This is a genomic window from Neisseria basseii (assembly GCF_962707005.1).
GTDB classification, from domain to species: Bacteria; Pseudomonadota; Gammaproteobacteria; order Burkholderiales; family Neisseriaceae; genus Neisseria; species Neisseria bergeri.
In genome coordinates, this window is sequence record NZ_CAUIXH010000003.1 from 1 (window position 1) to 13,866 (window position 13,866).

Annotated in this window: 13 protein-coding genes; 8 read left to right on the forward strand and 5 right to left on the reverse strand. The window is 53.1% G+C overall.

Going from position 1 to position 13,866, the window contains the following annotated elements:
• A partial coding sequence (locus tag Q9I99_RS02045) for a CRISPR-associated protein Cas4 (RefSeq protein WP_304666178.1) occupies positions 1-268 on the forward strand: 268 nt, incomplete at its 5' end.
• A gap of 40 nt (positions 269-308) precedes the next feature.
• Here Q9I99_RS02045 and rpoD read toward each other — a convergent pair.
• From rpoD to secA, 4 genes are all read right to left on the reverse strand, one after another.
• Positions 309-2,237, reverse strand: coding sequence for an RNA polymerase sigma factor RpoD (gene rpoD / locus Q9I99_RS02050; RefSeq protein WP_301668076.1), 1,929 nt, complete (start codon positions 2,235-2,237; stop codon positions 309-311).
• 186 nt (positions 2,238-2,423) lie between these two features.
• Positions 2,424-4,196 carry a DNA primase gene (gene dnaG / locus Q9I99_RS02055; RefSeq protein WP_301668077.1) on the reverse strand — a complete coding sequence of 591 codons (1,773 nt, stop codon included), beginning with the start codon at positions 4,194-4,196 and terminating at the stop codon, positions 2,424-2,426.
• Positions 4,193-4,324, reverse strand: a complete 132-nt coding sequence (locus Q9I99_RS02060; RefSeq protein ID WP_276317063.1) for a hypothetical protein — start codon at positions 4,322-4,324, stop codon at positions 4,193-4,195. Before Q9I99_RS02060 ends, dnaG begins: the two co-directional genes overlap by 4 nt.
• A gap of 14 nt (positions 4,325-4,338) precedes the next feature.
• Entirely contained in the window at positions 4,339-7,089 is a 2,751-nt protein-coding gene (secA, locus tag Q9I99_RS02065) for a preprotein translocase subunit SecA (protein WP_301668078.1), read from the reverse strand.
• Positions 7,090-7,219: 130 nt separating this feature from the next.
• Here secA and Q9I99_RS02070 point away from each other — a divergent pair, with 130 nt between their 5' ends.
• The 6 genes from Q9I99_RS02070 (at position 7,220) to Q9I99_RS02095 (ending at position 12,222) form a co-directional block, all read left to right on the forward strand.
• On the forward strand, positions 7,220-7,642 hold the full coding sequence (locus Q9I99_RS02070) for a DciA family protein (protein ID WP_301668079.1): 423 nt from the start codon (positions 7,220-7,222) through the stop codon (positions 7,640-7,642).
• A 281-nt stretch (positions 7,643-7,923) separates the two neighbouring features.
• Positions 7,924-8,478, forward strand: coding sequence for an azurin (azu, locus tag Q9I99_RS02075; protein ID WP_050388281.1), 555 nt, complete (start codon positions 7,924-7,926; stop codon positions 8,476-8,478).
• A gap of 92 nt (positions 8,479-8,570) precedes the next feature.
• The gene (locus Q9I99_RS02080; protein WP_301668080.1) at positions 8,571-9,080 is read left to right on the forward strand and encodes a hemerythrin domain-containing protein; all 510 of its coding nucleotides are present in this window, start codon (positions 8,571-8,573) and stop codon (positions 9,078-9,080) included.
• Between the two features lie 33 nt (positions 9,081-9,113).
• A complete protein-coding gene (locus Q9I99_RS02085; protein WP_301668081.1) occupies positions 9,114-9,734 on the forward strand; it encodes a glucose-6-phosphate 1-dehydrogenase family protein in 621 nt (206 codons plus the stop codon).
• Between the two features lie 99 nt (positions 9,735-9,833).
• On the forward strand, positions 9,834-10,979 hold the full coding sequence (dapE, locus tag Q9I99_RS02090) for a succinyl-diaminopimelate desuccinylase (RefSeq protein WP_301668202.1): 1,146 nt from the start codon (positions 9,834-9,836) through the stop codon (positions 10,977-10,979).
• 427 nt (positions 10,980-11,406) lie between these two features.
• Complete coding sequence (locus Q9I99_RS02095; protein ID WP_301668203.1) at positions 11,407-12,222, forward strand: helix-turn-helix transcriptional regulator; 816 nt, start codon at positions 11,407-11,409, stop codon at positions 12,220-12,222.
• Here Q9I99_RS02095 and Q9I99_RS02100 read toward each other — a convergent pair.
• Positions 12,200-12,757, reverse strand: coding sequence for a YbhB/YbcL family Raf kinase inhibitor-like protein (locus Q9I99_RS02100; RefSeq protein ID WP_301668082.1), 558 nt, complete (start codon positions 12,755-12,757; stop codon positions 12,200-12,202). The two genes, Q9I99_RS02095 and Q9I99_RS02100, sit on opposite strands and share 23 nt — an antisense overlap.
• Positions 12,758-13,011: 254 nt before the next feature.
• Here Q9I99_RS02100 and Q9I99_RS02105 point away from each other — a divergent pair, with 254 nt between their 5' ends.
• The gene (locus Q9I99_RS02105) at positions 13,012-13,821 is read left to right on the forward strand and encodes a methylated-DNA--[protein]-cysteine S-methyltransferase (RefSeq protein WP_301668083.1); all 810 of its coding nucleotides are present in this window, start codon (positions 13,012-13,014) and stop codon (positions 13,819-13,821) included.
• The last annotated feature ends 45 nt before the right edge of the window (positions 13,822-13,866 follow it).

Consider the following 13,866-nt stretch of genomic DNA (forward strand, 5'->3'; position numbering starts at 1 on the left):
AGAAATGACGGGGCAAACTATCTCTGAGGGCGCGCTGTGGTATATGCAAACCCGCCACCGCGTCCCCGTCGTGTTTTCAGATGACCTGCGCGCCCAAACGCTCGCCACCATCGCCGCCGTGCGCGAACTTCTAAACAGCGGCCAAACTCCTCCGCCCGACTACGGCAAACGCTGCAAAGCCTGCTCGCTGGTGGAGATTTGCCAGCCGGCGTTGCTGGGGAAACAGGATAGGAGTGTGGGGTATCTGGAAGCGTTGTTTATTGTGTAAGAAAAAAACCGCAGGTATTTTGAACCTGCGGTTTTTTGGTTTACAGCTTGCTGTCTTCGCTGTCCAAGAAACTTCTCAAACGGTCGCTTCTTGTCGGATGCCGCAGCTTGCGGAGTGCTTTTGCCTCGATTTGACGGATGCGTTCGCGCGTTACGTCAAACTGTCTGCCAACTTCTTCCAGCGTGTGGTCGGTGTTCATATCGATGCCGAAACGCATACGCAGGACTTTTGCCTCACGCGGTGTCAGGCTTTCGAGGATTTCTTTGGTTACTTCGTGCAGGCTGGTGTACATTGCCGCATCGGCCGGCGCAACATTGTTGGCATCTTCGATGAAGTCGCCCAAGTGCGAATCGTCGTCGTCGCCGATCGGGGTTTCCATCGAAATCGGCTCTTTGGCGATTTTCATGATTTTGCGGATTTTGTCTTCGGGCATCTGCATCAGTTCGGCAAGTTTGGCGGAATCTGGTTCTTCGCCGGTTTCTTGAAGGTGCTGGCGGGAGATGCGGTTCATCTTGTTGATGGTTTCAATCATATGCACCGGGATACGGATGGTGCGTGCCTGGTCGGCAATCGAGCGGGTAATCGCCTGACGGATCCACCAGGTTGCATAGGTGGAGAATTTGTAGCCGCGTCGGTATTCGAATTTATCGACCGCCTTCATCAAGCCGATGTTGCCTTCTTGAATCAAATCAAGGAACTGCAAACCCCGGTTGGTGTATTTTTTGGCAATGGAAATCACGAGGCGCAAGTTTGCCTGAATCATTTCCTGCTTGGCGGCTGCGGTTTCTTTTTCGCTCGACACCATATTTTTGTTGATTTCTTTCAACTCTTCGATGGAAATGCGGGTTTCTTTTTCCATATCTGCCAACTCGGTTTGTTTTTCGAGAATGGCGTGGCGGAAGCGGTCGAGTGCGTCGCTCCAGACCCTGCCTTTGGCGATTTCTTCTTCAATCCATTGCAGATTGGTGATTTCGGGCAGGAAGTTTTGGATGAAGTAGTCGCGTTCCATATGGACGCGGTCAAGGCAGATATCGCGGATTTCGCGTTCGAGTTTGCGGATGTTTTCTACTTTTCCGCGCAGGCTGCTGCTGAGGCTGTCGATTTGGCGGGTGGCGAAGCGGACTTCCAAAAGTTTGTTGGCGATGGCATCGCGGTAGGCGAGATAGTCTTTGTGCCGGCTGTGGTGTTTTTCCAAACGGCCGATCATTTTTTTGTAGTCTTTTTCGATTTGGGCAAAGTGGCCGATGACTTTTTGTTTCAATTCGGCGAGATTGGCTGCCGAGATTTCATCCGCATCTTCTTCCGACTCTTCGTCGTCTTCGTTTTCATCCGAATTGTCGTTGGAAGGTTTCTCGGGCACTGTGGTTTCCAAGTGCCCCAAGCCCAATTCGTTGAGCAATACTTCATTCGGGTCGATAATGGCTTCTACGACTTCGTCGACGCGGATTTCGTCTTTGCGGATTTTTTCGATGAGTTCTAAGATTTCCGCAATGGATCCCGGGCAGGCGGAGATGGCCTGAACCATATTTTTCAGGGCGTTTTCAATTTTTTTTGCGATGATGATTTCGTCTTCGCGGGTCAGCAGGTCGACCTGCCCCATTTCGCGCATATACATACGGACGGGGTCGGTGGTTCTGCCGAACTCGGAATCTGCACTGGAAAGGGCGGCCTCGGCTTCTTCAACGGCATCATCGTCGGTAACGGCGGCATTGTCGCTTAACAATATGTCTTCCGCATCGGGGGCGTGTTCGGTAACTTGGATGCCCAAACCGGAAATCATGCTGACGATATTGTCTATTTGGTCGGCATCGGACATATCGTCTGGTAGGGCGTCGTTGATTTCGGAGTAGGTGATGTAGCCGCGTTCTTTACCCATGATGATGAGCTGACGCAGGCGCGCGCGTTGCTCTTCAATGCTTAACGGACGGGTGTCGTCTTGATATTCTTCGTGATTTTGGTTTCTGGACATTGTCTGCTTTCTGTTGGTAAGGTGCCGACGGTTTGCGTTTGAACGCACCTGAAGGCGTGGCAGAGTAGGGTACTCTGATGCCGTCTGAAGGCTTTTTGGGATGGGTGTTCTGCAGGTGTCGTTGTTGCAGCCGGGGTGAATGCTTTTCAGACGGCATAACGGTTTACGGATGGCGGAATCCGCCGGTCAATTTTGTTTTGCGGTCAGCAGCGACAGCAAAAGTTTTTTCTCGCTTTCATTTAAGCCGGATTGCAGGCTTTTTTGTTTTAATGTTTCGATTTGGCTGTATTTTAACTCATTGAGCAGTTTTTTGATGCCGATTTGGAAGTTTTCGCAATCTTCTTCGCCGCCGCCTTCCATTTCTTCCGATTGAAGGGCCGACCGGAAGATGCGGTTGATTGTTTCTTCGTAGGGCGAACCGCGCATATGTTCCAAAACCTGTGCGGTTGCCGGCACGGAAGGATAGTTTTTAATGGTTTCGGCGAGGTTGGCAAGGCAGGCGAAATCGCCGTCCAACGCCAGATAATCGGGCAGGTCTATATATGCAGCCCAATCCGGATTTATCAAGAGGCTGCGGATTTGCCGTTGCACCAATGTCGGCATAACGGGCTGTTTGACGGAAATCGGCGGCAGTTTGTAGCTTTTTTGTTTGACGTGCCGCTTCGGCGCTTCCTGTCCCAGCAGTTGCGCGAGGTTGTCGGGGTCGATGCCGACCAGTTCGCTAAGCCGTTGTTTTAACAAATAAGCCAATGCCGGCGCGGTAATCTGCGCCAAAAGTGGCGAACTAGTTTTCACCAATTCCGCCTTGCCTTCCTGCGTATTGAGATTAATGCCGTCTGAAAGATGTTCCCAGAAATACTCCGATAAAGGCTTGCTTTGATTCAACAGCGCATCTTCAAATTGCGCTTTGCCGTAGGCGCGGATGTAACTGTCGGGGTCGTGTTCCTCGGGCAGGAATAAAAAATGCAGCGATTTGTCGTCTTTCAACTGCGGCAACGCGTTTTCCAGCGCGCGCCAAGCCGCTTTTCGCCCCGCGCTGTCGCCGTCGAAACAGAAATAAATACTGTCTGCCTGACGCATTAGGATTTTGACGTGTTCAGCTGTTGTTGCCGTGCCCAAGGCCGCCACACCGTAGCCCACGCCGAACTGTGCCAGCGCGACCACGTCCATATAGCCTTCGACCACCAAAATCCGTCCTGCCTCTTTTACAGTGGCACGCCCCTCATACAAGCCGTAAAGGTTTTTCCCTTTGTCAAACAAAGGTGTATCGGGAGAGTTTAGATATTTGGGTTTGGAGTCGTCCAGCACCCTGCCGCCGAAACCGATTACCTGCCCGCGCGGATTGCGGATGGGGAACATAATCCGATGGCGGAATCGGTCGTAATACCGCCCCTCATTGTCAATCACCATCCCCGTATCCACCAACGCGGTATTCGGATATGGTTGGAACACTTGCGCCAAAGGCTGCCAGCCGTCGGGCGCATAGCCCAAACCATAATGCGCGATGACTTCCGCACTCAAACCGCGCTTGTCCAAATAGGTTTTTGCCGCTGGATTGAATTTTAGCTGTTGCGCGTAAAAATCAGCCGCTGCAGCCGTCGTTTCCTCCAGCGTCTGCTGTTTTTTCTTACGTTCGGCACGGACTTCGGGATTATCGTTCTGCCCACGCACTTTAGGCACAACCATGCCCACGCGGTCGGCAAGAAACTGTACCGCCTCCGGAAACGACAGCCCCTGATGCTCCATCACAAAACCAATCGCCGAACCATGCGCCCCGCAACTGAAACAATGATAAAACTGCTTGGTCGGACTGACCGAAAACGACGGCGTTTTTTCTTTATGGAACGGGCAACACGCCATATAGTTCGCCCCGCCTTTTTTCAGCGGAACCTGCTCGTCGATAATATCGACAATATCGACTTTGGCTAGAAGTTCGTCAATGAAGTCGGATGGAATCATAGTTCGGCGGGGCGGATGCCTGTTTTTAGTTCGGATGGTATCAAATCAGGAGTTTTCGGATTATCGGTCGGATACGGCGATTCAGGCAAAATGCCGTCTGAAACGGGAGCGGGATGTTCAGACGGCATTTGCGTTCAAACGCTTAAGCCAATTTGCCGTGGCATTGTTTGTATTTCAAACCGCTGCCGCAGGGGCAGGGGTCGTTGCGGTGGACGATTTGCCCCCGCGCTTCCAAGGCTTCGGGGCTGAAATCCGTCCCATCGGGATTAAAGGCTTCGGTAACCAGATCGGTTTGCGACTGACCCAAAAGTTCTTCCATATCGGGCGATTCGGAATGGATGGACTGGATGTTGCCGACGGGTTGCTCTTCAACCGCCGCGACAGGGTTTTGTTCGATTTGAACCGAGGTAAGCAGGGAAGCAATATGGAATTTGATGCCGTTCCACAGGTCTTGGAACATCGTGAAGGCTTCGCGTTTGTATTCCTGCTTCGGATTTTTCTGGGCATAGCTGCGCAGGTGTATGCCTTGGCGCAGGTAGTCCATAGCGGCGAGGTGTTCGCGCCATTGGTTGTCGATGACCTGCAACATCACGTTGCGCTCGAAATCCGCCATCGCCTGCTTGCCGACCAGTTCGGTTTTGGCGGCATATTCGTTTTCGATGCGTTCGATCAGGCGCTCTTTGATGTCTTGACCGTCAATTGTATTGTCTGCTTTCAGCCAGGACTGAATGTCTTCGTGCAGTCTGAATTCGGCAGCCAAACGGTTTTCCAGGGTCGGAATATCCCACTGCTCTTCCATACTTTCCGGTGGCATATAGAGGCCTACAAGCCCGCCGACGACATCAAAACGGATTTCCTTCATCAGGTCGCTGATGTCTTTGCTGGTCAGAATTTCGTTGCGCTGGCTGTAAATGACTTTGCGCTGTTCGTTGGCAACGTCGTCGTATTCCAAAACCTGTTTGCGCATATCGAAGTTTCTGCCTTCGACTTTGCGTTGCGCGCCTTCGATTTGGCGCGTCAGCAGGTTGTGTTCGATGGCGACGCCGCGTTCGGGTGCGAGGCGGTTGAGGATGGCGGCGGCACGGTCGAGTGCGAATAGGCGCAGCAGTGGGTCTTCAAAGGAGAGGTAGAAACGGCTGGATCCGGGGTCGCCCTGACGGCCGGAGCGTCCGCGCAACTGGTTGTCGATACGGCGGCTTTCGTGGCGTTCTGTGCCGATGATGTGCAAACCGCCTGCTTCCATTACTTTATCGTGTTCTGCCTGCCAGCCGTTTTCGAGTGCGGCGATTTGTGCCTGTTTCTCTTCGTCGCTCAGGTTTTCGTCGGCACGGATGGCATCGGTTTGGTGCTTCAGGTTGCCGCCTAAAACGATGTCCGTACCGCGTCCCGCCATATTGGTGGCAACGGTAATCGCGCCGACTTTGCCGGCTTGGGCGACAATCAGCGCTTCGCGTTCGTGTTCTTTGGCGTTGAGGACGTTGTGCGGCAGTCCGGCTTGGGTCAGCAGCTTGGATACCAGTTCGGAGTTTTCAATGCTGGTCGTACCGACGAGGACGGGCTGCCCGCGTTTGTGGCATTCCTCAATGTCTTTAACGACGGCTTCGAATTTTTCTTCGGCGGAACGGAAAATCTGGTCGTTGAAATCTTTGCGCTGTACGGGGCGGTTGGTCGGGATGATGACGGTTTCGAGGTTGTAGATGCTTTGGAACTCGAAAGCCTCGGTATCTGCCGTACCGGTCATGCCGGAGAGCTTGGTGTACAGGCGGAAATAGTTTTGGAAGGTGATGGAGGCAAGGGTTTGGTTTTCGCGTTTGATTTCCACGCCTTCTTTGGCTTCGACGGCTTGATGCAGACCCTCCGACCAGCGGCGGCCGGCCATCAGCCGGCCGGTGAATTCGTCCACGATGACGATTTCGCCGTCTTGGATGACGTAATGTTGGTCTTTGTGGAAGAGGGAATGCGCGCGCAATGCCGCCATAAGGTGGTGCATCAGGGCGATATTGGCGGCGGAATAGAGGGAGTCGTTTTCTGCCAGCAATCCCATTTGGGTCAGGATTTGCTCGGCGTGTTCGTGACCTGCTTCGCTCAGGATGACCTGATGCGCCTTTTCATCTACCCAGTAGTCGCCTTCGCCTTCTTCGGTTTCTTGGCGGACGAGGTGGGGCGGGACGGTGTTCATGATTTGGTACAACTGGATGTTGTCGTCCGCCTGGCCGGAGATAATCAGCGGAGTGCGCGCTTCGTCAATCAAGATGGAATCCACTTCATCGACAACGGCAAAATTCAATTCGCGCTGCACTTTGTCGTATTGGTCGGTTACCATATTGTCGCGCAGGTAGTCGAAGCCGAATTCGTTGTTCGTACCGTAGGTAATGTCGGCAGCGTAGGCGTTTTGACGGTCGAACGGCTGCATATCTGAAATAATCACGCCGACGGTCAGACCGAGGAAATTATAGAGCGGCTCCATAATGCCTGCGTCGCGCGAGGCGAGGTAGTCGTTGACGGTAACGACGTGCACGCCTTTACCGGCAAGTGCGTTGAGATAAACGGCAAGGGTGGCGACCAAGGTTTTACCTTCGCCGGTGCGCATTTCGGCGATTTTACCGTTGTGCAGCACCATGCCGCCGATCAGTTGCACATCGAAGTGGCGCATGCCGAGCACGCGGCGGGATGCTTCGCGGCAGACGGCGAAGGCTTCGACCAAAATGTCGTCCAGAGTCTGTCCGTCGGCCAGGCGTTGTTTGAATTCGGCTGTTTTGGCCTGTAAATCCGCATCGCTCAAGGCTTTCATTTGTTCTTCGAGTGCGTTGATTTTGACAACGGATTTGCGGTATTGTTTGAGCAGCCTATCGTTGCGGCTGCCGAAAATTTTCTTAGCGATGTTTGTCAGCATGAATAATTCCTACGCCTGATATAATAGTTGGCGAAAACGTAATTTTAACACAAGCGGTTGCGTAAAGTGCTAATGCCGTCTGAAATAAAGGCGCGTTCGCGGTATTTCAATCTTTCGGGGTGTGCGTTTTATGAATCTGGAACATCTGGGCAGGCAGGATTCACTGCTTTCGGAGCTTTTGAAACAGGCGGAGAAATGGCGGCGTTTGGATGCTGCGGTAAAAAAATTGCTTCCCCCTAATCTGCATCCGCACTTTCAGACGGCATGCATCGAAGATGGAAGGCTTATCCTTTTGGCGGCAAACAATATGGCGGCATCGCGTTTGAAGATGATTGTGCCGTCAGTTCTGCCGCAATTGGCCGGTTTGGATGAGGCAATACGGTCTGTTTCGGTTAAGGTTGTACCGAAGCCGGAAAGTCGGCCGAAAACGAATAATTTACACTTGAGCAAAGCTGCATTGGAAAGTTTTGATTCGGCGGCAGCCAGGCTGGAAAAGCGACATCCTGAATTGGCAGAAGCTTTGGCGGAATTGGTCAGGAAACACGGTGCATAAAATTTACTTTCGGAAAATTGTAAATTTTAGTTAATTTGTGAAGTAAATTAGTGGTTAATCTAATACTAAATACATAGTCTTAAGGTGAGTCTTCCTGTTTTTTGGGTAAACTGGTGTAAACTTATAAACAGGCTTTGATTTCAAGTAAAGTTTGTAGCAAAATACCGCACTGAGACATCTGTTTATGCAATCGTTGCCATACCTTTTTTAAGGTTTATTAATATCGGTTGCATTTTAATTTTCGTAAAATTTAACACAATTTCATCAATTGGAGATTTGTTATGAAAGCTTATCTGGCTCTGATTTCTGCTGCCGTTATCGGTTTGGCTGCCTGCTCTCAAGAACCTGCTGCACCTGCTGCCGAGGCTCCTGCAGCTTCTGAGGCTCCTGCCGCTGAAGCACCTGCAGCCTCTGAGGCTGCACCGGCTGATGCCGCAGCCGCACCTGCCGCCGGCAACTGTGCAACTACTGTTGAAGCCAACGACAATATGCAGTTCAACACCAAAGACATCCAAGTCAGCAAGGCTTGTAAAGAGTTCACCATCACTCTGAAACATACCGGTACGCAACCCAAAGCCAGCATGGGTCACAACCTCGTGATTGCCAAAGCTGAAGACATGGACGGCGTATTTAAAGACGGCGTAGGTGCTGCCGATACCGATTATGTTAAACCTGATGATGCACGCGTTGTTGCCCATACCAAACTGATTGGCGGCGGCGAAGAAGCTTCCCTGACTCTGGATCCTGCTAAATTGGCCGGCGGCGAATATAAATTCGCTTGTACCTTCCCAGGTCACGGTGCTTTGATGAACGGTAAAGTTACTTTGGTTGACTAATCCGTCTAAAGCTTGAAAACAGACAGCCTGCCTTGCGCAGGCTGTTTTGTTATAATCTGGAAACGTTAATTTAAGAATAAAACCTAAAAACCATGAATCCGTTTGAAACCAAAAGCGTTACCTTTGCCGAACCGATTGAAATGCTGTATGCCTGCCACGGCAAAGTGCGCCGTTTCTGCGGACAAGTCGCCATGCTGTCGGACTATATCGCCAAAAACGGCTGCAATCAGATTGTTTTGCAAACCATTCGCCAAATCGCCCAGTATTTCAACGTTGCCGCGCCGCTGCACCATGAAGACGAAGAAGAAAACTTCTTCCCGCTCCTGCTGCAATATGCGCCGCAAGCCCAAGAAAGCGTGGACGAGCTTTTGCGCCAACATGTAAGCCTACATGGCAACTGGGATGCCGTGGCTGCCGAATTTGCCAAACTCGAAGCAGACAATGCCTATATTCCCGATGCGGAAGCGTTCAAACGCTTTGTGGCAGGTTACGATGTGCATTTGGCGATTGAAGAACCCTTGTTCGACATGGGCAAGATGTTTATCCCCAAAGAGAAACTGACCGAAATCGGCGAAATCATGGCCGCACGCCGCCGCAAATAATGCCGTCTGAAACAATCGTCTCAAGGATATATTATGCTGACCCCGAAAAGCTGCGATTTGTTCAATATCCCGTTTTTCCAATTTTCCCAGCTTAAAAAATACCAGCCCGAAAGCATTCCGCAAATCAAAGCCGACTATAAAGAAAACTGGCAGGTATGGCAGCAGCTGATCCGGCAGGTTGCCGCCGAATTGGGTGCGCCGTTTGCACCGCCGCATATCGAACGCTGGTGTAACGGCTGGCAGGTTCGCGCCCACTTCTTTGCCTATTTCAAATACGAACAATATAAAAATTCCGCAGCGATTTTGTCGATTTTGCTCAACCGCCGCCGTTTGAGTGTCAGCTTGGATTGGCACTGCTATAAAGCCGATGTTTCCCCCATCGCGCTGCTTGATTACAACCGTTGGTTGGATAATTTTGATACCGAAAAATACGCCGTATTCGATATGTGGCACGGTGCGGAAAGCGAATATGACGACTACCGCACCGTCGCGCAGCAAAATGAATCCGACCGAAAGTTGCAAAACGACGAAGACTTTTTCTGCATCGGCAAACACATCGAGCGCGACGATTTGGGCAGGCAGGATGTGGCAAAATGGATAGCCGAAACAGTGGAAGACTTGCTGCCGCTTTACGAAGCGTGTCATGGTGCTTGACCTGAAGAACCCGCTTCGCTATCGTTAGCCCGTTCCATTCAACATCAAATGCCGTCTGAAACTCCGTTCAGACGGCATCTCAAACAGAAAAGCCGAAAAATGACCGAAACCCAATCCCTAGAACTCGCCAAAGAATTGATTGCCCGCCCATCCGTTACCCCCGACGACCGAGATTGCCAAAAACTGCTTGCCGAACGCCTGCACAAAATCGGTTTTGCGGCTGAAGAACTCCATTTCGGCAACACCAAAAACATCTGGTTGCGACGCGGCACGAAAGCTCCCGTCGTCTGTTTTGCAGGGCATACCGACGTCGTGCCGACGGGCCCCGTTGAAAAATGGGATTCGCCCCCGTTCGAGCCGACCGAGCGCGACGGAAGATTATACGGGCGCGGTGCGGCGGACATGAAAACCGGCATCGCCTGCTTCGTTACCGCCTGCGAACGCTTCGTTGCCGAACATCCCGACCACCAAGGCAGCATTGCGCTCCTGATTACTTCCGACGAAGAGGGCGACGCGCTGGACGGCACGACCAAAGTCGTCGATGTATTGAAAGCGCGCAACGAGCTTATCGACTACTGCATCGTCGGCGAACCGACCGCCATGGACAAATTGGGCGATATGATTAAAAACGGCCGACGCGGCTCGCTGTCGGGCAACCTGACCGTCAAAGGCAAGCAAGGCCATATTGCCTATCCCCATTTGGCAATCAATCCCGTGCATACTTTTGCCCCGGCCTTGTTAGAGCTGACGCAGGAAGTCTGGGACGAAGGCAACGAATACTTTCCGCCGACCAGCTTTCAAATTTCCAATATCAACGGCGGCACAGGCGCGACCAACGTCATTCCGGGCGAGCTGAACGTCAAATTCAATTTCCGCTTCTCCACCGAGTCCACCGAAGCAGGGCTGAAACAACGCGTTCATGCCATTTTGGACAAACACGGCGTGCAATACGATTTGCAATGGTCGTGCTCGGGACAGCCCTTCCTGACCCACGCGGGCAAACTGACCGACGTGGCACGCGCCGCCATTGCCGAAACCTGCGGCGTAGAGACCGAATTGTCCACCACCGGCGGCACTTCGGACGGACGCTTCATTAAAGCCATTGCGAAAGAACTCATCGAATTAGGCCCGTCCAATGCCACCATCCACCAAATCAACGAAAACGTGCGGCTGGACGATATTCCGAAGCTGTCGGCGGTGTATGAGGGGATATTGGCGCGCTTGTTGGCTGGAAATGCCGTCTGAAAGCAGATTGCTTGCCGAATACGGATGTCCGACCATTTGCTTAAACCTAACGTGGGTTTGAGATAACGCATTGATTTTTATGTAGGACGATTTATTTGAACGGCAATCCATTCCCTCTCCCGTGGGAGAGGGCTAGGGAGAGGGTTGGGGAGAGGGCATCGAGGCGGCAACGGAAATATTGTCTGTATCTGCCCCGTTTTACCCTCTCCCCAACCCTCCCCCACAGGGGAGGGAGCCAAGTTGCAGGCACGCCGACGGAATATGGTTGAAACCCGACCTTTCAGGGCAGTAGAATTTTGGTTTATTTTTGGGGAAATAACCCCTTCCAAATCAGGGTAAACAGGGCTGTGCCTTATGTGCAGCCCTGTGTGTTGAAACATTGAGGAATATAACCGTGCCGTCAAATTACTTTCATACGCGTGAACGATTGGGTGCTTTAGGCGGCATCGTGCAACATCATACCGCCTTGTACCGCAGCGTGGCGGTACATGAACCAACCGTGGTTATCGTGCGGCGCGGATGCAAGAAGCTGCGGTGGGCGGGGTGCGAATTGAGGATTGCGGCGGGTGAGGCGGTCGCCTTGGCAGGCGGGCAGACGTTTGACGTCATCAATATTCCCGATTCAGACGGCCTCTATCAGGCGCAATGGATTGCTTTCGAACAGGAAACCGTAGAAAGGTTCGCCGCACAATACGGGACGGCGCAGGTAGTGTGCGATGCGGTGAAGCTGCCGCATCCCGGGCGTATGGGCGCGGCGTTTGATTATGCGGCGGCGGTGTTGGCGGATGAAGAAGTGCCGTACAATGCGGCAGAGGCCGCGCTTTGCGGCGTGTTGGCGTGGTTGCAGCATGACGGCATCGGTTTTTCCGTGTACGGAGGCGGCAACCTGATGCGGCAAATCCGCAAACTGATTACCGCCGATATGGCTGCGGACTGGTCGTCGGCGATGCTGGCGCGGCGGCTTAATTGCAGCGAGGCCGCGTTGCGGCGGCGGTTGGCGCGGCAGGACACGAATTTCCGTACGCTGCTGACGGATGTACGCATGATGCGCGCGCTGATGCTGTTGCAGGTTACGCAATGGCCGGTGGCGCAGATTGCCGGCGCGGTCGGCTATGGTTGCCCGTCCCGTTTCAGCGCGCGCTTCAAAGAGCGGTTCGGTTGCGTACCGTCGGCGGTCCGCTCGGAAGCGGAGCCGGCGGCATATCGGCACGGGGGGCAGGTCAGCGTCGGTGTTCGACCGTGAATTTCGCTTCGCCCAAGCTGTTTGCCTTAGTGAAAAAACCGACCAGCGCGGGCGTGGATTCGGCGGTGATGTTCGGCAGCTTGGCGACTTTCAGCGCGGTGAGCGTGAATTCGTAGCGGTGTTTCCTGCCTTCGGGAGGACACGCGCCGCCGTAGCCCGGAGTGCCGAAGTCTGTGCGGGTTTGCAGCGCGCCTTTGGGCAGTCTGCCGCCTTGCGCGGTAATGTCTGCGGGCAGGCGACGGACATCGGCGGGAATGTCGGCGACCACCCAGTGCATCCAGCCCAGACCGGTCGGCGCGTCTTTATCGTAAACGGTCAGGACGAAACTTTTTGTCCCAGCGGGCGGATTTTTCCACGACAGCGCGGGCGAAGCATTGCCGCCCGAACAGCCGAAGCCGTAAGGCGCGCTCAAAAGCTGGTTTTGCGTGAAGCCGCCGTCTTTGGACGGGTTGTCGAATTGCAGCGTGAATGCGCCCTCGGCAAAGGTAGCGGTTGAAAAAGCCAGCAGTACGGCGGAGAGGATGCGGGTTCGCATAGGTGATTCCTTTGCTTGATGAATAAGTGGATTCATTATAGGCTGTCAACGGCGGCAGGAATGTGCCGAAACGGTTGGATGATGTGCCGAAATGCGCAAATGCAAAAATCCGTGGTTTCAGACGACCCTTTGCAGGCCGTCTGAAATCTTTAATTCCTTTCCTTGAGGCTTTGGAAATATCGAATATTTAGGAATTGCCGCAACTTGACCCTCAAGATTTACGTTATAGCCCGTTCCTGCGCCGGCGTGCGGGAATGGCAAAAATTGGGGATTTTGCCGGCAAATCCATGATAGGGATACGGAGCAAACGAATGATTACCCTGCCTTCCTTAAACAATCTGCCGTCAAAATGGGATGAAATCCGCCATTGGCTCGAAACCCAAGTTTTTGAGTGTGAAGTCATGCCGTATCCCAATCTGACGGAACACGAAGCCAAGCAGTTCGAGCAGGATTTTATCGACCGTATCGGCTGCGCGCCTGAAGAATATGTCCGTATCCGCCGCGCCATCCGCATGTTGGAAGCACGTTATCCTGACAGCTTGAACGAACTGACCTCCGCCGCCATTGCCACGCCGTTGGGCGAGATGCTGGCGGTGTTCGGTAGCAGGGGTTTGTGTTTGCTGGAATTTGTCGGGCAGAAGCATATGGAGCAGGAAATTACCGCCGTCCAAAAAGCTTTGCGCGGACGGTTTGTGTTTCGGGAGGATGAGCGGACGCAACTTCTGCGGCAGGAATTGGATTTGTATTTTCAATGCCGTCTGAAAACCTTTGCCACGCCCTTGGAAATGATTGGTACGGCGTTTCAAAAGCAGGCGTGGGACGCGCTCTTGGCGATTCCTTACGGCGAAACGCGCAGCTACAAGGAGCAGGCGCAGCGTTTGGACAAGCCCAAAGCCGTCCGCGCCGTTGCCGCCGCCAACGGGCAGAACAAAGTGTCCATCCTGATTCCCTGCCACCGCGTCATCGGCAGCGACGGCAAACTGACCGGCTACGCGGGCGGGTTGAACCGCAAACAGTTTTTACTGGCTTTGGAACGCGGCGAAGTTCAGACGGCATTGTTTTGACGGGCGCGGCGGACAACGGGGCTTGAGGGGTTCAAGCCCCGTCCG